The following is a 24,780-nucleotide window of genomic DNA, read 5'->3' as shown; positions in this document are numbered from 1 at the left end:
CCGTGAGCGATTTCCAGATCCGGTACGGCGCCGAGGTGGCCGAGGCACTGCGCACCGGACGTCCCGTCGTCGCCCTTGAGAGCACCATCGTCTCGCACGGGCTACCCCGCCCGGACAACCTGCGGGTGGCCCGCGAGATCGAAGCGGCGGTACGGGCCGAGGGCGCCGTACCGGCGACGATCGGCATGGTCGAGGGCCAACTCGTGGTGGGCCTCGACGATGCCCAGTTGACCCGACTGGCCTCCTCGGACGGGGTGGCCAAGCTCTCCGTACGCGATGTGGCGGTGGCTGCGGCGAGCGGGGCGGACGGGGCGACGACGGTGGCCGCCACCAGTGCCGTCGCGGCGGCGGCCGGGATCGGGGTCTTCGCCACCGGCGGGCTGGGTGGGGTGCACCGGGAGGCGGCACAGACCTTCGACGAGTCGGCCGATCTGACCACCCTCTCCCGGACCCCGATCGCGGTGGTCTGCGCGGGGGTGAAGTCGATCCTCGACGTCGGCGCGACGCTGGAGCGGCTGGAGACGCTCGGCGTGGCGGTGGTCGGTTACCGCAGCCGTCGCTTCCCCGGCTTCTTCGTCACCGACGGCGGCTTCGACCTGGACTGGTCGGTCGACTCAGCGGAGCAGGTCGCGGCGGTACTGGCGGCCCGAGCGGCGCACGGAGTCCAGCCGGGTGCGCTGATCGTGGCCAACCCGCTCCCCACCGGCGAGCAACTCGATCCGGCGCTGCACGACCGTACCCTGGCCGACGGGCTGGCCCGGCTCGCCGCCGACGGGGTTACCGGCAAGGCCGTCACCCCGTTCCTGCTGGCCCATTTCCACGCCGCCACCGAGGGCGCCAGCCTGGCGGTGAACATCCGGATCATCCTGCGCAACGCGGCCCTCGCGGCCCGGATCGCCGTGGCCTCCGCCACCCGATGAGCACTCCGGACCCCGGCGCGCCCGATCCCACCGACCCGGACCCCTCCGGAGCCCGCGACCCGGCCCTCTGCGAGGGCACCGGTCCGGACCGCTCCGCGGCCAGGATCGTCGTGGTCGGCGACATCGTCACCGACGTGCTGGCGGTACTGGCTGGGTCGGTTTCGCCTGGCTCGGACACCTCGGCCGACATCCGGGTCACCGGTGGCGGCCAGGCCGCCAACACCGCCGCCTGGTTGGCCTGGCGGGGCTGCCCGGTCACCCTGGTCGGCGCGGTCGGCACCGACGACGCTGGCACGTCCCGGCTCGCTGAGCTGACCGCGCTGGGCGTACGGTGCGCGGTGCGGCGGTACCCGGACGTGCCGACCGGCACCGTGATCGTGCTGGCTGGGCAGGGTGAGCGGACCATGGTCACCCAGCGCGGTGCGAACCTGCGGCTGATCCCGGAGCAGGTGGAGGCCGCGCTGGGCGAGGGCGCGGACGCGAGCCATCTGCACCTGTCCGGGTACACCCTGTTGGACGCCGCGTCGCGGGAGGCCGGCCGGCACGCGCTGGCCGTTGCTCGCGGACGCGGCCTCACCACCAGCGTCGACGCGGCCTCCGCCGAACCGTTGCGCCGGGTCGGCGCGGCGGGGTTTCTGGCCTGGGTCCGCGATGCCGACCTGCTGCTCGCCAACGCGGACGAGGCGGCGGTACTGGCCGGCCCGGGCTCACCACCCAGCCAGGCGCGTGCCCTGACCGGGATGATTCGACACGTGGTGGTGAAGGACGGTGCCGCCGGTGCGGTCTGGGCCGAGCGCGGCGGGGAGCTGCTCTCCGTGCCGGCCCGCCGGGTACCGGTGCGGGACGTGACCGGGGCCGGAGACGCGTTCGCGGCCGGTCTGCTGGCGGCCTGGGCCGCCGGGGCGGCTGCGGCCGAGGCGCTGGACCGGGCGACCGCACTGGGGGCGGCGGCGGTCGGCATCCTCGGGGCCCGGCCATCGGTCGGGACGGTCGGCTGAGCCCGTGCCGCGCGGCTCGCCAGGTCGCACGGCACCCGCCACGCCCCACGGTCACCGGCCCGGACGAGACCACCGACCGGAGCGGACGCGCCGGATCACGGCTCGGCGTCGATCACCCGGTGTGGCCGCTCCTCGGCGGACAAGGCCCGGGGCGAGGGCTCGTGCCGCTGCCTACGACGCAGCTTGGCGCCTATCCGGTGCTGCTCCTTTGGCGGGCCGTCGTTCGCGAGCAGTACCGCCAGCCATGGGATCAGCACCATGCCGGCGGCGCAGAACGGCAGCCAGAGCCAGAGCAGCGGCGCCTTGGCACCGACCAGGATGGCACCGACGACGATACAGACCGCCCGGATGGACATCATCACGATGTACCGGCGCTGGCGGCTACGCAGTTGGTCGTCCTGGCTGCGCGAGGCATCGGTGATCAGGATTGGCTGGTACGCCTGACGCTTCACCACGGCCTCCGGAGGGATGCGGTCGGTCCTCCCGGAACTCTCCCATCCCGGGGTGCCTTCCCTATCCTCGCACTCGCCCGGGGATCGGCACCGGGCCGTCCCGGAGCCTGGCGTGCACCACCCTCGGCGTATTACGTCCGTGGTACGCTCGCCCGCGTGGGCAGCAGGTTCAGCTTCACCGACGAGGCGCTGGGAAACCTGAGGGTCCACGACGTCACGCCGGGCGAGGTGTGGGAGGCGCTGCACAGCGCCCGACGGGTGATCCGGCACCTCGGCGACGACGTGATGGTCGTCTACGCCACGGCACGGCGCGGACGACGACTGGCCATCCTGCTGGCCGAAGCCGATCAAGTTGACAACGACTGGGACATCCTCTCCGCGCGTGACCTGACCGAGATCGAGTCCAAGCGCTACGAGGAGGCGATCCAGGGGCGACGGCGATGAGTCCGTCCACCGGGCGGGCCCGAGATCGCGCACCAGGAGACCGGGATCGATCACGAGATCGAGCACGGAGACGAGGAGGAGGCGATGACTGTGCACCGAGACGATGCCATCAAGCGGTTCGACGCCGGAGACGATCAACTCGCGGATCTGGTCGACGGCGCGCCGCCGGTCGAGCTGCCCATCCCGGACACCGACGTACCGATGGTCAGCCGCTCCGTACGCCTGCCGTTGGACACCTACGAACGGGTCCGCTCGGCGGCCGAGGCGCGGGGCATCGGGGTGACCACGCTGATGCGACAGTGGATCGAGGCCGGACTGGCTGACCTGGACGACTCGGCGACGGTGTCGCTGGCCGACGTCCGCCGGGCCCTGGCCGCGCTCGCCCACCCGACCGCCGCCTGAAGCCGACCGCCACCGGACAGCCGACCGCCACCGGACAGCCGACCGCCACCCGAAGCCGACCGCCGATCAGACCGGCGGCCTCGGCTGCTCGGGCATCTGAAGGCGCGAGCGGCGCAGGTCGAAAAGGGCCACCCCGAGCAACACCCCGGCGGCGGTGCCGGCAACCGCCAGCAGCGGCAACCGGCCCGCCACCGGTACCACCGCCCCCAGCAGGAACAGACCACCCACCCGGGGCCGGGAGATCCGCCCGAACACCTGGAACTCGAAACCGGCCCGCCCAAGCAGGAACAGCGCGGGACCGCCCAGCACGACGATCAGCCAGCCGGGCACGACGGCCCCGAGCGGATGAACGATGGTCAGTTCGTAGCTCACTCCGGTGAGTACGATCCCGGCGATCATGATCAGGTGCGTGTACACGGCCGAGAGGCCGAACCGGGCCGGATTCTGGGCCTGGATGAACGCGGCGGGTAGCACGTGCCCGGCCCGGTAGAAGTAGATCCGCCACAGCAGCACGGTGGTCAGCAGCGCAAGCCCCAGCGCGCCGGTCCGGGCGGGTGTGAAGGCACTGCCCTGGCGGCTGAAGGTGACCCCGGTGACGAGGATCAACTCACCGAGCGCGATCAACAGGAACTGCTGGTAGCGCTCGGCCAGGTGCTCCCCCGCGAACGGCCCCGCGCCGTACCGCGAGCGGCCGAGCCGGGGAATCGGCCAGCCCAGCGTGAACCCGAGATAGTCCAGCGCGATCGCGATGGTCCACAGCACCCCCCGGAGGCCGCCTTCGCCGGCCAGTCCCCCGACGAGCCACGGCATAGCGGTGAACCCGGACCAGACGAGTACCCGTCGGGGCCCCGCCGTATCGGCCCCGACGGCCCGGCCACGCGTCGCCACCAGGAAGAACCCGAGCCGACCGAACTGGACCGCGAGATATGCGGCGACGAAGATGAGGCCCTGCTCGCCGAACCCTTGCGGCAACGCGACCGCCACCACCATGCTGCCGACCACCGTGATCACCACGACGCCCTGCACCGCGAACGCCTCGGGCTCCAGGGTGCTGGTGACCCAGGCCGTCGACGTCCAGATCAGCCAGAGCGCCAGGAAGAGCACCAGCGTCTGACCGGCCTCGGCGAACACGATGCGCTGATCCGTGGTGAAGTCCTCGACCAGTCGCTGGGAGACCCGGGTGAGCGCGAAGACGAAGACCAGGTCCAGGAACAACTCCAGGAAGGTGGCCCGCTGCGAACTGGACTCGGCACGCAGCAGCGGGTCCGCCGGGATGTCCGCCATCCGACGTCAGCCCGGCGGGTCCGGTCGGCGGCCCGAGAGGTACCCGGCCGGAGCCGTCGTAACCAGCACACTGCCCCCTGAGTGTCGACGATCTCACCACTCAACGAGTCAGCCTCGGTCAGCGGCGCTGCCACGGACCGAACCAGCGCCGCCCTCCGAACCAGCGCCGCACCGACCCAGCAACGCCCTCCCGATCAGCGCCGCCCTCCAGATCTTCGCGGCGGCGGCTGGTCACCGCCGGCCCGGCCGAGGTGGCTCAGCCCGCTGTCGCGGCCTTGGCGGCGGCCTTCATCTGCTGCTTGTGCTCGCGCACCTTCGCCAGCGACGTCTCGTCCACCACGTCGGCGACCGAGTGGTGGGCGCCCTCGACGCCGTAGTCACCAGCCGCCTCACGCCAGCCGGGTGGCTGCACACCGAAGCGCTTGCCGAGCAGGGCGAGGAAGATCTGCCCCTTCTGCTTGCCGAAGCCCGGCAGCCCGGTGATCCGTTTCAGCAGCTCCGGACCGTCCGCCGCCTCCGACCAGAGCCGGCTCGGGTCACCGTCGTACCGCTCGACGAGGGTCCGGCACACCTCCTGCACCCGGGCCGCCATCGCCTTGGGAAACCGGTGCAGGGCGGGGCGCTCGGCGAAGATCACGGCCAGCGCCTCCGGGTCGAAGCCGGCCAGCTCGGCCGCGTCCGGCATGTGGCCGAGCCGCTTCTCCAACTCGTACGGGCCGGCGAAGGCCTTCTCCATGCTGACCTGCTGGTCGAGCACGAGCGCGATCACGAGTGCCAGAGGATCCCGATTGACGAGTTCGTTCGCCGCAGGATCGATCGGAAGGGAGAGTTCCATGGTCTGATGATGCCGCAGTCGTCGGGTGGCAGTTCGCGGCGCGGTGACGGGTGCCGAGGACATCACACGATTGAGTCCATCCCTTCCGATCCGTTCCTGCCCTCGGCACTGCTGTTCCTGGCCGGCGCGGCCCGGAACCTGCTTCCTGACCACAGGTCACCACCCGGTCCGGCGTCGAGCCGGTGACCACGGACAACCGTCGGGCCACGGTCGGCTGCTTACCACGCTCCGCCACGCTCCGGTGGACGGCACCCGGCGAGAACGCACTCCCTCGCGGCGACTCAGTCGAGACAGAACTCGTTGCCCTCGATGTCCTGCATCACGAGGCAAGACTCGTTGTAGCCATCGGCAGACAGCAGTCGCACGCGTGCCGCGCCGAGCGCGATCAGTCGTGCGCATTCGGCCTCGAGTGCGGCCAGGCGCTCCTCACCGACGAGCCCGGTGCCGACCCGTACGTCAAGATGCAGCCGATTCTTGACAACCTTGCCTTCGGGGACGCGCTGGAAGTAGAGCCGCGGTCCCACACCTGTGGGATCAATGCATGCGAACCCTGTGCCCTGTCGCTCGGGCGGCAGCGAGCGACTGAAATCGTCCCAGGTGGCGAACCCCTCCGGCGGTGCCGGAACGACGTACCCCAACACCTCGCACCAGAAACGAGCAAGACGCTCGGGTTCTGCGCAGTCGAAGGTGACCTGGATCTGCTTGACCGACGCCATCGGCCGAGCATAGAGGGGGACTTCGCCGGCTCGACCGGACCCCTCCGACCAGGCGACACACCGCCGGGATCCGAGTACGGGACCCTCGGCCCCGGGCCGAAGCCGCGCTCCACACTCCCGGGGGCGGCGGCTGTGCCGGGGTGCTCCACCGGGCATTCACCGATGCTGAGCATCGTCGATATTGCCGGGGTGGGGCGGGGCGTGCTGGAATGGCTCATATCGCCGCAGTGCGGGGGCAACCGCACTGGGAACGGCCAGCACGGGAGCTAGAGCAGTGTCGGCAGCGGCGCCGCCGCGACGCCAGATGGATCCGCGCTGCGTTCGCCGGGCCAGTTTCCGCCAACGACGGACACCTACCCCGCACGGGTCGGCACGTCCGACGAGATCTGCCAACGCACCAACCCGGCGACGAGATGAGACACGATCATGATTACCCGGAACAGTTTCGCGGGGTGGTACCGCAACCGCTTCGTGTGGGTGGCGGTCATCCTGCTGGCGGTGTCGGCCGGCACCGTCATCCTGGTCAACACGGCCGGTTCGGAGGCCGGACCAGCGGATCTGCGGGGGCAGATCACGACCCGGCTGCGGACCACTCTGGAGTCTGTCGACCCGGGGCAGCACCAACACTCGGGCCATCACGTGCAGCAGGCGACCGCCGAGAAGGACGGCAAGAAGCCGTCGATCATCTGCGGCGTACACGTCTACGGTTTCGAGCCGAGCGGGGTCAGCACGCTCGCCGAGGTGCAGACGGTCTACGGCTTCCACCTCTGCGGGGTCGCCGAGCAGGATCGCCCCTGGGACTGGGCGGTCAAGCTGGCCGGCCCGGTGATCGTGGACATGTCCACCGAACCGCCGGGCATCCAGGTCGTCGAGGCGACCGACGACGTCCGGTTCGTCGACCGGCTGCGGGACATGTTCCCGGACAAGTACGAGGAACTGGCGCTCAAGGAGGCACTGGACACCTCGGAGATGGCCGACCTGCGCCGCCGCTACGACGAGGCGGCCGGGCTCTGACCCGTCGGCACGACCGGAGGCGGGGGCGTATCCACTTCCGTACCGGCCAGCCCGGGCGTACCCCGCTCGGTAGACTGCCGGTCGCCGGTCGCCGGACCCGGCGTACCCGAGTGGAGGTCGAGCCGTGACGACACCGCGCCGGCCCCCGCTGGCCGAGCAGCCCAACTGGCCCCCCACCCGGAGGGCGGCTGGTTCCGCGAGACCTGGCGCTCGACGCACGCCTTCGACCCCGAGGGGTACGGCGGACCGCGTGCCGCCGCGACCGCGATCTACTTCCTGCTGCAACCCGGGGAACGGTCCCGCTGGCACGTCGTCCGCTCCGACGAGCTGTGGCTCTGGCACTCGGGTGGCCCGCTGCGGCTGCGGCTCGGTGGCGCGGCCAGGGTGCCGGCGGAGAAACCGACCGACGTCCGGCTCGGCCCCGACGTGGCCGCCGGTGAGCGGCCACAGGCGGTGGTCCCCGGCGGTGTCTGGCAGTCGGCCGAGCCGGCGGGTGACCAGCCGGTCCTGCTGAGCTGCGTGGTGGCGCCCGGCTTCGACTTCGCCGACTTCCATCTGGCCTGAGCCGACCCCGGCCCGGGTCGGCACCGGCGGCGGCATCCCGTCGAGAACAGCCGTTCACGGTCGAGCGCCACCGCCGATCCGCCGTGCACCACCGCCGATGTCCGGCCGTGCACCACCGCCGATGTCCGGCCGGCGCCGGTACGGCACGCTTGCCGGATGACTACCGCACCTGCGCCGGGTACCCCCTACCACCGGCTGGCCCGCACGGAACGGCACCGCTGGTGGCGCCCGCTGCTCGGCACCCTGCTGATCCTCGGCGGGACCTTCGTCGTCCTCTGCCTGCTGGCCGGCATCGGCACCGCGGCCGCCCTCCTGGCCGGACGACCGGACGGGCCGGACGGCCTGCCGACCCTCGGCACGGTGGGTGACCTCGCACTGCTACTGGCCACCATCGCCGCCGCGCTGCCGTTCGTGCTCCTCGCGGCGCGCTGGGTGCAGGCCCGTCCGGCCGGTACCGTCTCCTCGGTGCTCGGCCGGCTGCGCTGGCGCTGGCTCGGCTGGTGTGCGCTTGTCGCCGTACCGGCGGTGCTGCTGTTGCTGGGCGGCGGCATCGGCCTGCTGTCGCTGACCGGCGGCACGGACGACGGCCGAGCCGTCGACAGCGGCTGGCCGGGCTGGGCCGGCTTCCTCGGCGCGCTTGTCGTACTGCTCCTGCTGGTGCCGTTGCAGGCCGCCGCCGAGGAGTACGTCTTCCGGGGCTGGCTGTTGCAGGCCGTCGGCGCTTTCCTCCGCACACCGTGGCCGGCGATCGCCCTCCAGGCCGTGCTCTTCGCTCTGGCCCACGGCTGGGGCACCGGGTGGGGCTTCGTCGACCTGACGATCGTGGGCGGCGTGCTCGGCTGGCTGACCATCCGTACCGGTGGCCTGGAGGCGGCGATCGCGCTGCACGTGGTGACCAACCTGGCCTCGTTCATTGGCGCGGCGGCGGTGGGTGACCTCGCCAGCGAGGAGACGGCCGCCGACGCTCCCTGGCAGATGTTCGTGGTCAGCCTGCTGGTGCACGCCGGCTACGCCGCCGTGGTGCTCTGGCTGGCCCGGCGCCACCGGCTGCCGACCGTCGCGCCCGACCGTCCGACCCCCGCACCGTCGTACCCGATGCCCGCCCCCGGACATCCACTTCCCGGAGCCCAGGGGTACCTGATGCCCGCCCCCGGACATCCACTGTCCGCGTATCCGGGCTACCCGACCGCTGCCCCCGGGCATCCGTTCCCCAATCCGGCGCACCCGGCCGTCGCCCCCGGGCATCCGCTGACCGGTCCGGGGCAGCCGGCTGGCGGAACCGGGCAGCCGACGGTTGCCGCCCCCGAGCCGACACAGCGGTCGGGAGCTGGGGAAACGCCGATCGAACCGGTCGACTGATTCTCGAGTGTCGCGCCCGGTTACACCCGACGGGGTGGTTCCGGGCCTCGAACTGCGGGGGTTGCGGGCCGGTCCGGCTCGGCCGGCGGGCAGGATGGACGCCGTGGACGGGAACGAGATGCTGCTGTCCCCGGCTGGGGTCGACCAGCTCCGGACGGCACTGACCAGCGCGGGCTACACCTCGAGCGGCATCGCCGACCGGCTCGGCCCGGCAGCGACCAGCGGACTGGCCCGCAACGACTACCGGGCGGCGCTTCGGGTCACCGAGGAGCGGGAGCCGCTCGCCACCCTGATCCGGCTCTTCGTCTGCGCCCAGACCGAGCCGGAGGCCACGGTACGGAACGCGTTCGCCCCACTCCCGCTCGCCGACGCGCTCGCCGGAGGGCTGCTCGAACGGGTCGGCGACGGACTGCGCCAGGGTGTCGACCTGGAGCCGTACGGGGACTCCTGGTGGGTCCTCTCCGACGTACCGGCCGGTGCCCGGCCCGGCCAGCCGCTCGCGGCCGACCACGTACTCGGGATCGGCGGTGCGACCACCACGCTGGTCGGGGCGACCATCCGGCGCCCGGTCGGCACCGCCCTCGACCTCGGCACCGGCAGCGGGGTGCAGGCGCTGCACCTGGCCGAGCACGCCCGCTCGGTGACCGCCACCGACGTCTCCGACCGGTCACTGCGGTTCGCCGCGACCACCGCGGCGCTGAACGGACACCACTGGGAGCTGCGCAAGGGCGACCTGGTCAGGCCGGTGGCCGGTCGACGCTTCGACCTGGTGGTGAGCAATCCGCCCTTCGTGGTCGGTCCCGGCACCACCACGCACAGCTACCGTGACTCGGGCCGGGTCGGCGACGGGATCGGCGCCGAACTGGCCGCCGCCGCACCGGGACTGCTCACCGAGGGCGGCACCATGCAGTACCTGGCGAACTGGCTGCACGTGGCCGGGGAGGACTGGGGCGAGCGGGTCGCCGGCTGGTTCGCCGGCACCGGGCTGGACGCCTGGGTGATCCAGCGCGAGGTCGCCGACCCGATGGCCTATGTCGACCTGTGGCTTGCCGACGCCAGCGAGGCTGCGGACCCGCACCGGGTCGCCGCCTGGCTGGACTGGTTCGACGCGCAGAAGGTCGAGGCGATCGGCTTCGGCGTGGTGAACCTGCGCCGGGGCGGCAGCACCGATCCGGTGCTCCGGGTCGAGGATCTGCGGCAGGCCGTACAGCCGCCGATGGGGGAGCAGATCGCGGCCTGGTTCGACCGGCAGGACTGGCTGCGGGGCCGGGACGGCGAGGCGCTGCTGGCGACCCGGTTCCGCGCGGTCGACGGGCTGAAGCTGCGCCAGGAGGCGTCGATGGGCGACGACGGCTGGGCGGTGGACCGGCAGATCCTCGTCCAGTCGCACGGGCTGCGCTGGACCGAGGAGGTGGACCCGCTGGTGCTGGCCCTGGTCGGCGGGGCCAACGGCCAGGTGCCGCTGCGCGAGCAGCTGGCGGTGCTGGCGCTGGCCCACGACGTACCGCCGGAGGACCTTGCCGACGCGGCCGGGCCGATCATTGCGCACCTGATGGAACGCGGCGTCCTGGCGCCCGTGGCAGACTGACGCCGTGCGAGCGGTGGTGCAGACGGTCAGCCGGGCCAGCGTGACGGTGGACGGCGAGGTGGTCGGGGCGATCTCCGACGGGCTGCTGGTACTGCTCGGGGTGACCCACGCCGACAGCCCGGCCACCGCCGAGACGATGGCCCGGAAGGTGCACGAGCTACGCATCCTGGACGACGAGCGGTCCGCCGCCGACCTCGGGGCACCGCTGCTGGTGGTCAGCCAGTTCACGCTCTACGGCGATGCCCGGCGGGGCCGCCGGCCGAGTTGGGGCGCGGCGGCCCCGGCCGAGCTGGCCGAACCGCTGGTGACGGCGTTCGTCGAGGCGCTGCGGCTGCGGGGCGCCAAGGTGGAGACCGGCCGGTTCCAGGCACACATGCTCGTCGAGAGCGTGAACGTCGGCCCGCGTACGGTGCTGCTGGAGCTGTAGGAGCCAGCAGCACCGGCCCGGCCGGGCAGAGCAGCGCGGGCAGCCTCAGAAGCGCAGAGGCTAGGAAGCCGAAGGCCCAGAAGCCGAAGGCCCAGAAGCGGAGAAGCTCAGGAGAACAGGCCGCGCTTCTGCATGGACTGGCGCAGCCAGCTGTCGAGCTGTCTGGTCCAGTCGGTCCGGTCCACCGACGCGTAGTCGATGGTGAACCGGCCGAACGCGTCACGGCCCTCGGTGAAGAGCCCACCCCGCTTGTCGATCTCCAACACGATCTGCAGCTGCTGCGGCATCGCCACGAAGGTCAGTTCAAGCTGGTTGATCGCACGGGCGTACTGCGGTCCGGGATAGAACTCGATCTCCTGGTAGAACGGCAGGCTCTGTTGCACGCCGTAGATGTGGCCGCGCTCGACGTCCGCCCGGCTGAACCGGAAGCCGAGCTGCGCCAGGGCGTCGATGACGCGCTCCTGCGCGGGCAGCGGATGCACCGCCACCGGGTCGAGATCACCCTTGTCCACCGCCCGGGCGACCTCCAGTTCGGTACGCAGACCCATGGTCATCCCGTGCAGGTGCTGGCCGCCGATCTCGGTCAGCGGAGTCTCCCACGGCACCTCGAAGCGGAACGGGATGTCGTGACGCTGCCCGCTCTCCAACCGGAACGGGCCGGTCACCCGCTGCCGGTGGAACTCCTGGGTGGTGTTGTACTCACTGTCACCGCTCTCCACCTCGACCCGGGTCACCAGGCCGAGCGCGACGTACTCGACATCCACCGGGTGGTCGCCGCCGGCGACGTGGACCTGGCCCTCGAGAAAACCGCCTGGCCGGCAGTTCGGGTTGGTCAGCACCGTCTCGACCGACGGACCGCCCACACCCATCGCCTGCATCAACCGTTTGAAGACCACCACGTCCTCCATTCGTCATTGATCTCTGTTCCCGTCCCGCACGGTAATCGGCACCGGCAAGCACCCTCCGCGCTTGTCGCCCGGCACCGGCAAGCACTCGTCGCGGGCAGGCTCCCGGCCGACCGGGTGATCGATCGGTTCAAGGACGGAAAAGCGGACGAATTATCGCCACGCGTTCTCCCGGTTTCATGCCAACCCGACGCTCTCCTCACCTCCGCTTCACGCGCCACCGGCCAAGCTATGTGTCACCAGCGCGGTTGTCCGCTGGGACGCGCCACATGTCGAAGCGGGGAGGCGACAGATGATGGTTCTGCACAACAGCGAGAGCCACACTCACCCGGCCAGCGCGGCCGGCGTCGACAACGAGCCGACCGGAGACGGCGGGCCTGTGATGGTCGACCTCGACGCGACCGACGAGCGCGGCGCCTCGGCCGACCTGGTCCGGGCGTACCTCAACGGTATCGGCCGGACCAAGCTGCTCACCGCCGTACAGGAGGTGGAGCTGGCCCGGCGGATCGAGGCAGGGCTCTACGCCGAGGAAAAGCTGAACGGCGACACCCGGGGCGTACTGCCGGCGGAGTTGCGGGCGGACCTGGAGATCGTCGCCGCCCAGGGGCGGGGCGCGAAAAACCACCTGCTGGAGGCGAACCTGCGGCTGGTGGTCAGCATCGCGAAGCGGTACACGGGGCGGGGCATGGCGTTCCTGGACCTGATCCAGGAGGGCAACCTCGGCCTGATCCGGGCCGTCGAGAAGTTCGACTACACCAAGGGCTACAAGTTCTCCACCTACGCCACCTGGTGGATCCGGCAGGCCATCACCCGAGCCATGGCCGACCAGGCCCGCACCATCCGCATCCCGGTACACATGGTCGAGCAGGTCAACCGGATGGTCCGGGCCCGCCGCGACCTGGCGACCCAGCTGGGCCGGGAGCCGACCGTGGCCGAGGTCGCCGCCGCGCTGGGCGTACCGGAGTTCCAGGTCATCGAACTCATCTCGTACGACCGGGAGCCGGTCAGCCTCGACCAGGCCGTCGGCGAGGACGGTGAGAGCGCCCTCGGGGACTTCGTCGCCGCCGTCGACCCCCGCGAGGAGCCCGGTGACGCGGTCTCGGCGGGCATGCTCCGCAACGAGGTGGAGATCGTGCTCGCCACCCTCTCGCACCGCGAGCAGGCCGTGATCCGGCTGCGCTTCGGCCTGGACGATGGCCGGCAACGCACCCTGGACGAGGTGGGGCGGGAGTTCGGGCTCTCCCGGGAGCGGATCCGCCAGATCGAGAAGGTCACCCTGCTGAAGCTGCGCCACCCGTCCCGGGCCGACCGGCTGGAGGCGTACGCGAGCTGAGCCGTACCACCGGGAGTCCTCGCCACCAGACACAGGTGGCGAGGACTCCCGGTGGCGTGCCCGTGGTCCGGGGCCGCCCGTCGGTCCTCACCCGACCGCCGGGCTCTCACCCGACCACCGGATTCTCAGCCGACCGCCAGGTCCCGGCGGCGGAACGTGGCCAGGCCGAGTGCGGTCAGCGCGACCGCGACGCCGAGCAACACCACCATCGGCGTGGCGCTCGGGTCGGCGGCCGGCACCGCCGGCAGATGGGTGAACGGCGACAGGTTCAGTACCGGCTGCGGCAACTCCAGCAACGCGCCGAGCTGACCCAGCACGACGCAGAGCAGGAACGCCGACCAGGACAGCGCCACCGACAGCCGGGGCAGCAGCCCGAACAGCACCACCACCAGGCCGGTGACGACGAGCGCCGCCGGTGCCTGGACCAGCCCGGCCACGGTGAGCCGGGCCACCTGCCCGGGTACGTCGCCGGTGACCAGTCCGTAGCCGAGCCCGGTGCTGGCACCCGCGAGCGTCAGCAGGGCAACCGTGCCGAGCGCGGCCCAGAGCAGGTGGCTGAGCAGCCAGCGGGGCCGGCTGACCGCGGTGGCGAGTATCCCCTCCAGGGCTCCGGTGGCCTCCTCGGTCCGCAGCCGCAGCACCGCCTGCACGGCGAAGCCGGCCACCGCGAGGGCGAACATCGCCATCATGGTGCCCAGGAACGCGTCGGTCAGCTTGTCGGTGCCACCGAGCTGGGTGATCAGCTCGCTGGCGGCCTCGTTCTCGCCGACGAAGCTGTCCAACTGGTCACCGACCGAGCCCATCGACAGCCCCATCACCACGACGCCGATCGCCCAGCCCAGCACCACACCGCGCTGCAACCTCCAGGCCAGACCACCGGGACTGAGCAGGCTGCCGGCAGCCACCGCCGGCCCCCGGCGGACCGCCAGTACCCCACTGCCCAGGTCGCGGTGGGCGGTCAGCACGAACGCCGTACCGACGGCGAGCAGCGCGAATCCGGCCGTCAGGGCCAGTACCGGCCAGCGGTTGCCGTCGAACGCCCGGACCTGGTTGGCCCAACCGAGCGGGGAAATCCAGGACGGCCAGGCGCTGACCACCCGCATCCCGTCGGCGGAGACGGTTCCCCAGGCGTCTCCGGCGGCCCGGAGCAGGAAGGCGAGCCCGACGACGGCCGCCGCCATGCCGTTCGCGCCGCGCGCCGTGCCGGAGATCTGGGCGGTCACCGCGGCGACCGCCGCGAACGAGACCCCGATTCCGGCGATCGCCGCACCGAGGGCGAGCGAGCCGGCCATCGGCAGGCCCCCGGCGGCGAGCGCCAGGGCGAGCAGCAGCCCGCTGAGCAGGTTCGCGGCCAGCACGGTGAGCAGGGCCGCGGTCAGCGGGGCATGCCGGCCGACCACCGCCGAGCCGAGCAGCTCCGCCCGCCCGGTCTCCTCGTTCTGCCGGGTGTGCCGGACCACCGCGAAGGTGCTGAGCAACGCGGCGAGTAGGGCCAGTGTGGTGTACGCCTCGGCGGTGACCACCGACCCGAGGCTCGGCCCCGAGACCGGGCCGTTGAACGCCCGGGCGACCACGCTCGCCGCGCTGGTGGTGGCGTAGCCGATCCGATCGGACTCGGTGGCGTAGATGCCGGCGACGCTCTGCGCGACCGCGGCGCCGACTCCCGGCACGGCCAGCGCCCAGACCAGGAGCTTCACCCGGTCCCGGCGCAGCGCGAGCCGGGTCAGCCGGGCAGTGCCGGTGAACGCGGTCATCGGGCACCCGCCGGCAACGGGCGCTGGCCGGGTGCGGCGGCGGAACCGTCGCCGTAGTGCCGCATGAACAACTCCTCCAGGGTCGGCGGCGTACTGGTCAGGGTCCGTACGCCGAACCGGGCGAGGTGAGCCAGCACCGGGTCGAGGGTGCCGGACTCGACCTCGAACCGGGTGGTCGCGCCGGAGACGGTAACCGCGTGCACCCCGGCCAGGTCGGCGAGCCCGTCGACCGGGCGTTCCGTCTCGACCGTCATCGGGGTACGGGTCAGGTGGCGCAACTCGGCCAGGGTGCCGGACTCGACGGTACGACCGGCCCGGATGATGCTGACCCGGTCGCAGAGCGCCTCGACCTCGGACATCACGTGGCTGGAGAGCAGCACCGTCCTGCCCGCGTCGCGCAGCGCGGTGACGTACTCCCGGAAGACCGCCTCCATCAACGGGTCCAGCCCGGAGGTCGGCTCGTCGAGCACCAGCAGTTCCACGTCGGAGGCGAACGCCGCGACGATCGCCACCTTCTGCCGGTTGCCCTTTGAGTAGGTGCGGCACTTCTTGGTCGGGTCGAGGTCGAAGCGCTGCAGCAGTTCGTCCCGGCGGGCCCGGTCCAGGCCGCCGCGCAGCGCGCCGAAGAGGTCGATCGCCTCCCCACCGGAGAGGTTGGGCCATAGGTTCACGTCGCCGGGCACGTACGCCAGCCGGCGGTGCAGCGACACGGCGTCCCGCCAGGGGTCGCCGCCCAGTACGTCGACCTCGCCCGCGTCCTTGCGGAGCAGGCCGAGCAGGATCCTGATGGTGGTGGACTTTCCCGCCCCGTTCGGCCCGAGGAACCCGTGCACCTCACCGGAGCGGACGGTCAGATCCAGTTCGTCCAGCGCGCGGGTGGTTCCGAAGGTCTTCACCAGGCCGGCCACCGAGATCGCGGTCATGACGCTCCCTTGCTAGTTGCCGATTACGCTTGCCGATTCCGCGCCGTCTGTCGGCCAGGACGACGCGCCAAGCCAGATCGTGACGGTCTCGACGCCAGTGTACTGACCGATGGTAGGACGACCGTCACAGATCTCCCGATCGTCGGTCAGTCGTCGGTACGCTGGGCGAATGGAACGATCGCCCGCCCTCGACACCAGGAGCCGGATCCTCCGTACCGCCCTCGACCTGTTCGGGGCGCAGGGCTACCAGCGCACCTCGCTGCGGCAGATCGCCGACCGGCTGGGGCTGACCAAGGCGGGCATCCTCTACCACTTCCCCACCAAGGAGCACCTGCTGGTGGCGCTCGCCGAGCCGCTCGTCTCCGACCTGGAGGCGGCCCTGGACCGGGCGGCCCGGTTGCCCTGGCCGGCGGCCCGCTGGGCGGCGCTGGAGGGCTGGGTCGACACCCTGCTACGGCACCGCCGTCCGTTGAAGACGCTCTACCACGACTTGACGCTGCTCGCCCGGGGCAGCACGTATACCCGGATCATGCGGCTCGCCACCAGGGCGTACGACCTGGTCGCCGGAGCGGACGCGACCCGGCTGGAGCGGATCCGGGCGATCCAGGCGACCGGCATGCTCGGCGATCCGATCGTCTTCTTCGCCGACGTGCCGGACGACGAACTGAGGGCGGCGCTGCTCGACGGCGCTACCCGACTCCTCGGCGCCCCGCCACCGTCACGCGACGCTCCGACATCCATCGCCCCGGCACCGCCATCCGACGCCCCGGCACCGCCGTCCCCCGCCCCGGCACCGTCATCCGACGCCCCGGAGCCGGCATCCGACTCCCCGGCACCGCCGTCCCTCACCCCGGCACCGCCGTCCCCCGCTCCGGCGGGGTGGCACGCCGGCCCGGAGCGGCTCCAGCCGGGTCGGCGGCGCCGGGCGGGGCGCCCACCGGGGCTCAGCGCCGAGCAGGTCCGGGCGGCGCGGGCCATGCACGGGGCCGCCCTGCACACCGTGGACCAGATCGCCGCCAGCCTCGGCGTCTCCCGGGCCACTCTCTACCGGCATCTGCGGGCAGCCGAGCCGAGCCGTCCCGAGGCATAACGAGACGGTTCCGACACTAATTCGACACTATTTTGCGACGGGCTGCGGGCGGTGCCGATCCCCGGGCCGACGGACGGTGGTGCCGGGGCATCGGACGACGGTGCCAGATCCTCGGGCGGTGGCGGGTCAGGACCCCGGATCCTGCGGGTCGAGCCCGTGCAGCGGAAAGACTGCCTTGCGGGTCGCCATGATCGCCCGGTCCACCGCATCTGGCTCACCGGTCGGCTGCCACGGCTCGTACGAGCAGTCCGCCTCGTCGGTCATCCGCAGCGGTACCTCCCGCTCCGGACGGCGGGCCGTGGCCAGCGCCCGCCAGCCCGGCGGAGTCAGCGTCGCCGGGTCGATCGGGTCGCCGGTGGCCACCGCGAGCAGGTGCGTCCAGGCCCGGGGCACCACCTCGACCAGCGCGTAGCCGCCGCCACCGGTGGCCACCCAACGCCCCTCGCAGAGTTCGTCAGCCAACGTTCGCAGCGCCAGATAGCTCGCCCGCTGCCCGTCCACGCTCAGCCGCAGATCGGCGAGCGGATCGAGCCGGTGGCTGTCCGCACCGCACTGGGTGAGGAGGATCTGCGGCCGGAAAGCACGCAGCAGCGCCGGAACGGTGGCGTGGAAGCCCCGCAGCCAGCCCGCGTCGCCGGTGCCGGGCGGCAGCGGCAGGTTGACCGCGCTCCCCTCGGCCCCCGGGCCACCCGTCTCGTCGGAGAACCCGGTGCCGGGAAAGAGCGCCAACGGCGTCTCGTGCAGGCTGATCGTCAGCACCCGGGGATCCGTGTAGAAGACCTCCTGCACCCCGTCACCGTGGTGCACGTCGACGTCCACGTAGGCCACCCGCTCGGCACCGAGGTCCAGCAGCCGGGCGATGGCCACCGCCGGATCGTTGTAGACGCAGAACCCGGCCGCCCGGCTCGGCATCGCGTGGTGCAGGCCACCGGCCACGTTGACCGCCCGGCGGGCCTCGCCGCGCCAGACCGCCTCGGCCGCGGCCAGGCTCGCCCCAGCCACCAGGGCACTGGACTCGTGCATCCGGTCGAAGATCGGGTTGTCTGGCGTACCGAGGCCGTATCCGGAGAAGAGCGGGTCGCTCGGCGCCGCCCGGACGGCGTCGAGGTAGTCCGACCGGTGCACCCGGGCGAGTGCCGCGTCGTCGGCCGGGGTGGGCGCCACCACGCGCACGCCGGGCCGGTCCAGTACGCCGAGTTCCCGAGCCAGGGCCACGGTCAGTTCGACCCTTACCGGGTCGAGTGGGTGGTCACCGAGATCGTACGCCAGCAGACTCTCGTCCCAGACCACCACCGTGTCGTCCGACATGTCCTTCATCGTCGCATGACGACCAAGGACCGTCCGCGACCGCATACCCCGGAGCGCCGCGCGCCGGGCACCGCGACGCGAGGCGCCCGCCGCACGGCGACGCAACGTGCCGCGGGTCGGCACCACGACGCAACGTGCCGCAGGTCGGCACCACAACGCAACGTGCCCAGGTCGGCACCACGACGCAACGTGCCGCGCGCCGGCACCACGACGCAGCGCCGGCTCAGTCGGCGTCCGGCGCCGGGTCGGCCGGATCGGCGCCGAGCGCGACCCGCCGCTCGGGGTCGCTGATCCAATGGCTCCACGACCCGACGTAGAGGGCCGCCTCGGGATACCCGGCCCGGTGCAGGGCGAGCACCGCCTGCGCGGCGGTCACCCCCGAACCGCAGTACGCGCCGACCCGCACTCCGGGCCGGACGCCCGCCTCGGCGAACCGGACCCGCAGCGCCTCGGCGGACGGAAGCCGACCGTCCGCCCCGACGTACTCGGTGGCCGGTACGTTCACCGCACCGGGAATGTGCCCGGCGACCGGGTCGACGGGTTCGGTCTCGCCCCGGTAGCGCGCCGCCGCCCGGACGTCGACCAGCACCCCCGCCGCCGCCACCTCGGCGGCCGAGCCGGCATCCAGCACCGGCATGCCACCCGGGCGTACGGTCACGTCCCCCGGCGTCGGCGCCGGCGGCTCGGTGCTGACAGGCAGCCCGGCCCCGACCCACGCCGGGAAGCCTCCGTCGAGCACCCTGACCTCGGCATGCCCGGCCCAGCGCAGCGTCCACCAGGCCCGTGCCGCCGCCATGCCGTCGCCGCCGTCGTAGACCACCACCGGGCCACCCGTGCGGACGCCGGCCGCGCGCAGCACCCGCTGCAACGCCGCCGGCTCGGGCAGCGGATGCCGGCCGCCCGCCCCGGGTGGCCCGGACAGCTCCCGGTCCAGGTCGACAAAGACCGCGCCGGGCAGGTGCCCGGCCAGGTAGTCCGTGCGGCCGGGCGGTCCGACGAGCCGCCAGCGGACGTCCAGGACGACCGGCGGCTCGGTGGACGCCAGCTCGGCGGTGAGCCCGGCCACATCGACGAGGAGATCATCCGGTGCGGACACGCCGTCCAGTCAACACCATCCGGTGCGGAACCGCCCCAGCTCGGCGACACTGAATATCGGTTCCCCGAGGTACCATCGTGATCGGGAGGACCACTGACGTGAACGACCTAGTCGATACCACCGAGATGTACCTGCGCACCATCCTCGAACTGGAGGAGGAGGGGGTGCCGCCGCTGCGTGCCCGGATCGCCGAGCGGCTGCGCCAGAGTGGTCCGACTGTCAGCCAGACCGTGGCCCGGATGGAGCGCGACGGCCTGCTGACCGTCGAGGACGACCGGCACCTCCAGCTCACCGTGCTCGGCCGCACGCAGGCGATCTCGGTGATGCGCAAGCACCGGCTGGCCGAGCTCCTGCTCGTCAACGTGATCGGGATGCCCTACGAGGAGGCCCACGAGGAGGCCTGTCGCTGGGAGCACGTGATGAGCGACGCGGTGGAGAAGAAGGTCTTCGAGCTGCTCGACCGCCCCACCCGGTCGCCGTACGGCAACCCGATCCCGGGCCTGGAGGCGCTGAGCCCCGACCCGGAGGTAGCGGTGGAGACGCTCAGCGAGGGTGAACGCAATCTCGCCTTCCCCGGCCTGAGCGGCCCCGTGGTGGTCCGGCGGATCTGCGAGAGCGTCCAGAAGGAAGGCGACGTACTGCGGCAGTTGCACGCTGCCGGAGTCGACCCGGGCGCGATGGTGACGGTGGCACAGGAGCGGGACGCGGTCACCATCGACCGTTCCGGCGACAAGGTACGGCTGCCCCGGGAGGTCGCCTCCCGGGTCTTCGTCGCCGCGGCCTGAGCGGCGCCGGTCAGAGGCGGTTGCTTTCGAGCATCTTCGCCAGATTGATCATTTTTGGCGCGAGGGCGTCGGCCTTGTCCCGATCCTCGCCGGCGGCGAAGGTGAAGCGGAGGCTGACCAGCCGCCCCTTACCGCTGAGCCAGCCCACCTCGATCGCGCTGCCGACGGTCTTCGACGGAGCCGTCGTGGCCCGGTAGGCGGCCTTGCCCAGCCCCTTGACGGTCTTGCCGCCGCTCGGCACCACCTCGTCGGCGAAGATCGACCCGTCGGCGGTGGTCGGGGTCACCGACAGCGCGAGTTCCGGTCGGGCCTCGGCCTCGCCACGCAGCACGCAGGTGTCCGTCTTGCCATGCCGGCTCGCCGCCGCGACCTCGAACCTGGTGCCAATGGCCTGCTCGATCGCCGCGTACTCCACCAGTTGACAGGCACCGCCGGCAGCCGACGCCGGCAACCGGACCACCTTCGGCGCCGGCCCGACCGACTGCGGTGCGGCCTCCTCGGCACAGCCGGTCAGCAGCAGCAGACCGCCAGCGATCAGGCAGAGTCGTCCGCGCACCTCGCACCTCCCCACCCGCCCGGCCCGAACGCCAGGGGAATCCGTCGGACACCGTACGGCTTCGGCGCGCCCGGCGAAACCCCGGTCCGCACCGCCTCCTCCGCAGCCCATCCCTTCGCACCGCCTCCTCCGCAGCGCTCCCGGCGCGGCCCGCCCCTGCGGGACCGACCGACGGCGGTGCCCCGGCTCAGCCGGTCGGCGGCGTCGGGTCATCCAGATACGGACAGTGCCGGCAGCCGCGGCCGCAGCAGGTGCCGCGCCGGGCCAGGAACCCGGCGGTGAGCACGAAGAGCCCGGTGGCCGGGTCGGAATAGCCGGACTCGCCGGCCGCGAGCGCGGCGGCGTGCGCGGTCAGGATCCGCTCCCGGTCCGGATGCGTCACCGGAAGCCGGGACGGGTGCGGCTGGTCGAGCCGGCGGGGTGCCAGCGGCAGGCGCCGGCCGCTCTCCTGCTCCTCCGGACCGCCCATCGCGCCGACCCTACGACAACCCGCTTCCGATACCTCGAACGGACCCCGCCGGCCGGACGCTCCCGACGCCCCAAGACCCACCGCCGGACGCTCCCGAGACCCCGAACCGGCCCACCGCCGGACGCTCCCGAGACCCCGAACCGGCCCACCGCTGGACGCGTCGGGGCAGCCGCTATCCGAACCAGAGCATCGACTGGCCGTGCCCCCGGGTCCAGGCGAGCGGCCTGCCGTCCAGCGCGAGCACGTTGTGGAACGCGTCGCTCGGCGGCTCCGGCAACCCGTCGTGGAGCAGCACCTCCGGAGCCTCGTTCGCGATCCAGTGGCCGGGCAGCCCGCGTACCAGGTCGGCGAAGGCCTGCCGGCGCGGCGCCGGCACCTGGTAGAGCACGGAGGTGTGGAAGACCACCAGGGTCGCCTCGGGCGGGGCCTGCGCGGCCAGCGCCGGCAGGTCGTCCACCAGGTCGCCCCGGACCAGCAGCGGCGGCTCGGCCGCGACGACCGCCGCCGCGGCCCGCAGCCGGGCCCGCCGGTACGCGTGCTCCGGCCAGATGGTGGCGTCCAGCCAGGCCAGGTCGGCCGGATCGGTCACGTCCAGCGGATTCAGGTCCAGGCCCGCCCGCCACACCACCTCCGGCAGCCGGGTCGGTGGCGCCACTCCGGTGGCGGTGCAGTCGAGCACCGGCGCACCAGCCCCGAGACGGTGGTCACCGTAACGGTAGGCGTAGCGGTCCGGGTAGAGGCAGAGCCCGGCGGAGGCACCGACCTCCAGCAGCGCGAGCGGCTGCGGCAGGAAGGTGAGTACCGGCAGCAGCAGCGCACACCGGCCGGCCTCGTTGGTCTGGGTCGCCCGGGTACGCATCTCGGCCGCGATCACCGGCCAGTTCGCCACCGTGTACTCGCGGAACGCCGCCGGTTCGTCGACCGGACCGCCGAGCAGCCGTACCACTCCGAACAGCAGGTTCGGCTGCTGCTTGGCCCGCGGCAGGGTGCCGATCAGGTTGAGCAGTACGTCGTCGCGGGAGACCGCGAGGGAGAGCCGCTCGTACCCGGGCGACACGCCTCGGGCCTCACGGGTGCCGAACTCCAGGTAGCGGCGGGCGATCGTCATGTACCGATGATCCCAGCGACCCGGCCGACGTCCTACCGGAGCGCCCTCGCGCCGGGGTATCCCTGATCACTGTCCCGCCCGGCCCGCGCGGCGAGATCATCCGTCCCGGAACGCGGCGACCGCCCGACCCCGTCGAGGGTCGGGCGGTCGCCGTGACAACCGTCGGTGCTGCCCACAAGGGGCGGTTCCGGCCGTCGGCTACGACCGCGATCCGGATCAGGTCAGCTGCAACCGGAGGTCGAACCGCAGCCCTCGCAGACGTAGCAGCTGCCGGCGGGGCGCATCTTGGTGCCGCAGGTGAAGCAGAGCGGTGCATCGGCCGCCGTTCCCAGCACCGACTCCAGCAGCTCGGTGGAGGAGCCGACCGTCGGCGCCGGCCGTTCCGCCACCACCTCGACCTGCTGCCGCTCCGCCGCCGGCTCCGGCCTGGTCGTCTCCACCGGCGCCGAGGCGGCCATCGCGGCGAGGTCCACCCCGTTCTCCGCCTCGGCCTCGGCCCGCAGCTGCGCGGCCCGCTCCTTGGCGGTGAAGATGCCCAGCTCGGCCCGGCGCTCGTAGGGCAGGAAGTCCAGCGCCAACCGGCGGAAGATGTAGTCCATCACCGAGGCCGCCATCCGGATGTCCGGGTCGTCGGTCATCCCGGCCGGCTCGAACCGCATGTTGGTGAACTTGCTGACGTACGTCTCCAGCGGCACGCCGTACTGCAGGCCGATCGAGATGGCCACCGAGAAGGCGTCCATCACCCCGGCCAGCGTCGAGCCCTGCTTCGACATCTTCAGGAAGACCTCGCCGAGACCGTCGTCCGGGTACGACGAGGCGGTGAGGTAGCCCTCGGCCCCGCCGACCGAGAACGAGACCGTCTCGGAGGGGCGCTTCTTCGGCAGCCGCTTGCGCACCGGCCGGTACTCGACGACCTTCTCGACCGCCTTCTCCGCGGAAGCCGGCTCGACCGCCTTCTCCTTCTCGTTCCTGGCGGCGGAGAGGGGCTGGCCGACCTTGCAGTTGTCCCGGTAGATCGCCAGGGCCTTGAGACCGAGCCTCCAGCCCTCGAAGTAGATCTCCTCGACCTCCTCGACCGTCGCCGCCTCCGGCATGTTGACCGTCTTGGAGATCGCGCCGGAGATGAACGGCTGCACGGCGGCCATCATCCGGACGTGCCCCATCGGGGCGATCGAACGCTGGCCCATCGCGCAGTCGAAGACGGCGTAGTGCTCCGGCTTCAGCCCGGGTGCGTCGATCACGTGGCCGTGCTCGGAGATGTGCTCGACGATCGCCTCGACCTGCTCCTCCGGGTAGCCGAGGCTGCGCAGGGCGCGCGGCACGGTCTGGTTGACGATCTGCATCGAGCCGCCGCCGACCAGCTTCTTGAACTTGACAAGCGCGAGGTCCGGCTCCACCCCGGTGGTGTCGCAGTCCATCATCAGGCCAATGGTGTTGTGGCTGACGAAGCCGCTGGCGACGTAGGTGACGTTCTCCGGCACCGACAGGTCGTACGTCGGCTGGATACCGCTGTCCTCGTTTGCCGCGACCGTCTCGAAGAGGTAGCCGAGCGCATGCCCGAGCCGGTCGTCACCGGTCTCGGCGAAAAGCCGCATCGCCACTGCCCGGGGCACCCCGCCGGTCTTGCGCAGCGACTGGGTGACCGCGTCACGCAGTTCGTGGCCGGCCGGCACGAGCAGTTCCCAGAGCCCGCCAGGCAGGTGAATCCGGTCCCTGTCGCCGGTCTGGGTCGGCTCGACAACCAGCAGGCGAGCCTTGCGCTCTCCGATGAAGCCGACCACCTCCTCGAATGCCAGGGCGTGCTCCATGTTGCGCAGCCGAACCTGCCAGATGTCGGAGCCCATACCGCTGGTCGTCCGCCGGGTGGTGGTGGCCATCCCGAGCGTGAGCAGCAGCGTCCGGACCTCGGCGGCGAACGATTCGGTCGACGTCGAGACAGCCGGCACACCGGCGGCGACAGTACCGTCCGCCTCGAACAGACCGCGCAGGAACGCCGCGTACACAGCGGGGTCGTTGGTCTCCAGGATCGCCGACGGCACCCTGGGTGACCAGCCCTTGCCGGTGTGGTCGGCCTGCGGCAGGGTCTTGGCGAATCCGGCCGTCTGCCACCACCGGGCCAACCGCACCGACTGCAGCGTCACCTCCTGGTAGCCGGTCCGTGCCGTGACAACCGGCTCCAGACCGAAAAGCCCCTTACTCAGCACCCGCAGCCGTTCGACGACGTCCAGATCGGTGTCGGCGACGCAGAACCGCAGACCTTCGGCGTGCAGGCTCCCGTCGCCCATGAAGTAGCCGACCAGTTCGGCGAGGTCCGTGTCGACCTGGTCGGGCGCGTGCAGCCGACGGTCGCCTGCGTAGTACGCCTGGTCGAGCACTGGCAGCGGCACCCGACGCGGCTCGCCGACCAACGTGCCGAGCTGGATCGGAACCAGGTCCCCTGGGGCGACGTC

At 72.2% G+C, this 24,780-nt stretch carries 24 protein-coding genes and 2 pseudogenes; 12 read left to right on the top strand and 14 right to left on the bottom strand.

All coding sequences use genetic code 11. From position 1 onward, the window contains the following. Positions 1–2 precede the first annotated feature (2 nt). A complete protein-coding gene (locus ABNF97_RS17735; RefSeq protein ID WP_130464152.1) occupies positions 3–920 on the top strand; it encodes a pseudouridine-5'-phosphate glycosidase in 918 nt (305 codons plus the stop codon). Beyond that, entirely contained in the window at positions 917–1,918 is a 1,002-nt protein-coding gene (locus ABNF97_RS17730) for a PfkB family carbohydrate kinase (RefSeq protein ID WP_130464153.1), read from the top strand. The genes ABNF97_RS17735 and ABNF97_RS17730 overlap by 4 nt, the downstream gene beginning before the upstream one ends. A gap of 95 nt (positions 1,919–2,013) precedes the next feature. Here ABNF97_RS17730 and ABNF97_RS17725 read toward each other — a convergent pair whose 3' ends face one another. Further along, positions 2,014–2,370, bottom strand: coding sequence for a DUF3099 domain-containing protein (locus tag ABNF97_RS17725; RefSeq protein ID WP_130464154.1), 357 nt, complete (start codon positions 2,368–2,370; stop codon positions 2,014–2,016). A gap of 156 nt (positions 2,371–2,526) precedes the next feature. Here ABNF97_RS17725 and ABNF97_RS17720 point away from each other — a divergent pair, with 156 nt between their 5' ends. Together ABNF97_RS17720 and ABNF97_RS17715 are read left to right on the top strand one after the other, a co-directional pair. Next, entirely contained in the window at positions 2,527–2,814 is a 288-nt protein-coding gene (locus tag ABNF97_RS17720) for a hypothetical protein (RefSeq protein ID WP_130464155.1), read from the top strand. Between the two features lie 84 nt (positions 2,815–2,898). Beyond that, the gene (locus tag ABNF97_RS17715) at positions 2,899–3,216 is read left to right on the top strand and encodes a YlcI/YnfO family protein (protein WP_349339170.1); all 318 of its coding nucleotides are present in this window, start codon (positions 2,899–2,901) and stop codon (positions 3,214–3,216) included. A 66-nt stretch (positions 3,217–3,282) separates the two neighbouring features. Here the strand turns inward: ABNF97_RS17715 and ABNF97_RS17710 are convergent, their stop codons facing one another. The 3 genes from ABNF97_RS17710 to ABNF97_RS17700 form a co-directional block, all read right to left on the bottom strand. Next, the gene (locus ABNF97_RS17710) at positions 3,283–4,500 is read right to left on the bottom strand and encodes a low temperature requirement protein A (protein ID WP_349339169.1); all 1,218 of its coding nucleotides are present in this window, start codon (positions 4,498–4,500) and stop codon (positions 3,283–3,285) included. A gap of 256 nt (positions 4,501–4,756) precedes the next feature. Continuing rightward, the gene (locus tag ABNF97_RS17705) at positions 4,757–5,335 is read right to left on the bottom strand and encodes an HhH-GPD-type base excision DNA repair protein (RefSeq protein ID WP_130464157.1); all 579 of its coding nucleotides are present in this window, start codon (positions 5,333–5,335) and stop codon (positions 4,757–4,759) included. 281 nt (positions 5,336–5,616) lie between these two features. Next, positions 5,617–6,051, bottom strand: a complete 435-nt coding sequence (locus ABNF97_RS17700) for a VOC family protein (protein WP_349339168.1) — start codon at positions 6,049–6,051, stop codon at positions 5,617–5,619. 426 nt (positions 6,052–6,477) lie between these two features. On the opposite strand from ABNF97_RS17700, the gene ABNF97_RS17695 reads away from it, so the two are divergent. The 5 genes from ABNF97_RS17695 to dtd all read left to right on the top strand — a co-directional run bounded on the left by ABNF97_RS17695 (position 6,478) and on the right by dtd (position 11,003). Next, entirely contained in the window at positions 6,478–7,065 is a 588-nt protein-coding gene (locus ABNF97_RS17695; RefSeq protein ID WP_130464159.1) for a hypothetical protein, read from the top strand. A 165-nt stretch (positions 7,066–7,230) separates the two neighbouring features. Beyond that, positions 7,231–7,629: a cupin domain-containing protein gene (locus ABNF97_RS17690; protein ID WP_349339188.1), complete on the top strand. Its 399-nt coding sequence runs from the start codon at positions 7,231–7,233 to the stop codon at positions 7,627–7,629. A gap of 156 nt (positions 7,630–7,785) precedes the next feature. After that, positions 7,786–8,988: a CPBP family intramembrane glutamic endopeptidase gene (locus ABNF97_RS17685; protein WP_349339167.1), complete on the top strand. Its 1,203-nt coding sequence runs from the start codon at positions 7,786–7,788 to the stop codon at positions 8,986–8,988. A 103-nt stretch (positions 8,989–9,091) separates the two neighbouring features. Beyond that, positions 9,092–10,576: a DUF7782 domain-containing protein gene (locus ABNF97_RS17680; protein ID WP_207230602.1), complete on the top strand. Its 1,485-nt coding sequence runs from the start codon at positions 9,092–9,094 to the stop codon at positions 10,574–10,576. A gap of 4 nt (positions 10,577–10,580) precedes the next feature. Beyond that, positions 10,581–11,003: a D-aminoacyl-tRNA deacylase gene (gene dtd / locus ABNF97_RS17675; protein ID WP_130464161.1), complete on the top strand. Its 423-nt coding sequence runs from the start codon at positions 10,581–10,583 to the stop codon at positions 11,001–11,003. Between the two features lie 107 nt (positions 11,004–11,110). Here dtd and ABNF97_RS17670 read toward each other — a convergent pair whose 3' ends face one another. Further along, entirely contained in the window at positions 11,111–11,899 is a 789-nt protein-coding gene (locus ABNF97_RS17670) for a sporulation protein (protein ID WP_130466192.1), read from the bottom strand. Positions 11,900–12,290: 391 nt separating this feature from the next. Here ABNF97_RS17670 and sigB point away from each other — a divergent pair, with 391 nt between their 5' ends. Continuing rightward, on the top strand, positions 12,291–13,241 hold the full coding sequence (sigB, locus tag ABNF97_RS17665; RefSeq protein ID WP_130466193.1) for an RNA polymerase sigma factor SigB: 951 nt from the start codon (positions 12,291–12,293) through the stop codon (positions 13,239–13,241). A gap of 125 nt (positions 13,242–13,366) precedes the next feature. Here sigB and ABNF97_RS17660 read toward each other — a convergent pair whose 3' ends face one another. Continuing rightward, positions 13,367–14,995: an efflux permease Rv1217c-related protein gene (locus ABNF97_RS17660; protein ID WP_130464162.1), complete on the bottom strand. Its 1,629-nt coding sequence runs from the start codon at positions 14,993–14,995 to the stop codon at positions 13,367–13,369. Next, positions 14,992–15,918, bottom strand: a complete 927-nt coding sequence (locus ABNF97_RS17655; protein ID WP_130464163.1) for an ATP-binding cassette domain-containing protein — start codon at positions 15,916–15,918, stop codon at positions 14,992–14,994. Before ABNF97_RS17655 ends, ABNF97_RS17660 begins: the two co-directional genes overlap by 4 nt. A gap of 169 nt (positions 15,919–16,087) precedes the next feature. Between ABNF97_RS17655 and ABNF97_RS17650 the strand changes: the two genes are divergently transcribed. Further along, on the top strand, positions 16,088–17,008 hold the full coding sequence (locus tag ABNF97_RS17650) for a TetR family transcriptional regulator (protein ID WP_349339166.1): 921 nt from the start codon (positions 16,088–16,090) through the stop codon (positions 17,006–17,008). A 126-nt stretch (positions 17,009–17,134) separates the two neighbouring features. Here the strand turns inward: ABNF97_RS17650 and ABNF97_RS17645 are convergent, their stop codons facing one another. Beyond that, a complete protein-coding gene (locus ABNF97_RS17645; RefSeq protein WP_349339187.1) occupies positions 17,135–18,316 on the bottom strand; it encodes an acetoin utilization protein AcuC in 1,182 nt (393 codons plus the stop codon). A gap of 223 nt (positions 18,317–18,539) precedes the next feature. Further along, positions 18,540–19,412 (bottom strand): sulfurtransferase, encoded by an 873-nt coding sequence (locus ABNF97_RS17640; protein WP_349339165.1) that lies wholly within the window; start codon positions 19,410–19,412, stop codon positions 18,540–18,542. 98 nt (positions 19,413–19,510) lie between these two features. Between ABNF97_RS17640 and ABNF97_RS17635 the strand changes: the two genes are divergently transcribed. After that, the gene (locus ABNF97_RS17635; RefSeq protein WP_130464166.1) at positions 19,511–20,197 is read left to right on the top strand and encodes an iron-dependent transcriptional repressor DtxR; all 687 of its coding nucleotides are present in this window, start codon (positions 19,511–19,513) and stop codon (positions 20,195–20,197) included. A 10-nt stretch (positions 20,198–20,207) separates the two neighbouring features. Here the strand turns inward: ABNF97_RS17635 and ABNF97_RS17630 are convergent, their stop codons facing one another. The 5 genes and pseudogenes from ABNF97_RS17630 to ABNF97_RS34210 all read right to left on the bottom strand — a co-directional run. Further along, positions 20,208–20,753, bottom strand: coding sequence for a hypothetical protein (locus tag ABNF97_RS17630; protein WP_130464167.1), 546 nt, complete (start codon positions 20,751–20,753; stop codon positions 20,208–20,210). Positions 20,754–20,940: 187 nt separating this feature from the next. Then, the gene (locus tag ABNF97_RS17625) at positions 20,941–21,222 is read right to left on the bottom strand and encodes a DUF5522 domain-containing protein (protein WP_130464168.1); all 282 of its coding nucleotides are present in this window, start codon (positions 21,220–21,222) and stop codon (positions 20,941–20,943) included. A 172-nt stretch (positions 21,223–21,394) separates the two neighbouring features. Continuing rightward, positions 21,395–22,330, bottom strand: a complete 936-nt coding sequence (locus ABNF97_RS17620; RefSeq protein ID WP_349339164.1) for a DUF2332 domain-containing protein — start codon at positions 22,328–22,330, stop codon at positions 21,395–21,397. 221 nt (positions 22,331–22,551) lie between these two features. Further along, positions 22,552–23,766: pseudogene (locus ABNF97_RS34215) on the bottom strand (ribonucleotide reductase barrel domain-containing protein); the annotation flags it as partial. Between the two features lie 24 nt (positions 23,767–23,790). Next, positions 23,791–24,321 (bottom strand): annotated as a pseudogene (locus ABNF97_RS34210) (LAGLIDADG family homing endonuclease); the annotation flags it as partial. Positions 24,322–24,780 lie beyond the last annotated feature (459 nt).

The organism is Plantactinospora sp. B6F1 (genome assembly GCF_040120695.1).
Lineage (GTDB): Bacteria > Actinomycetota > Actinomycetes > Mycobacteriales > Micromonosporaceae > Plantactinospora.
Note: the sequence above shows the minus strand (reverse complement) of the source record. Positions and strands in the feature narration are given on the sequence as shown.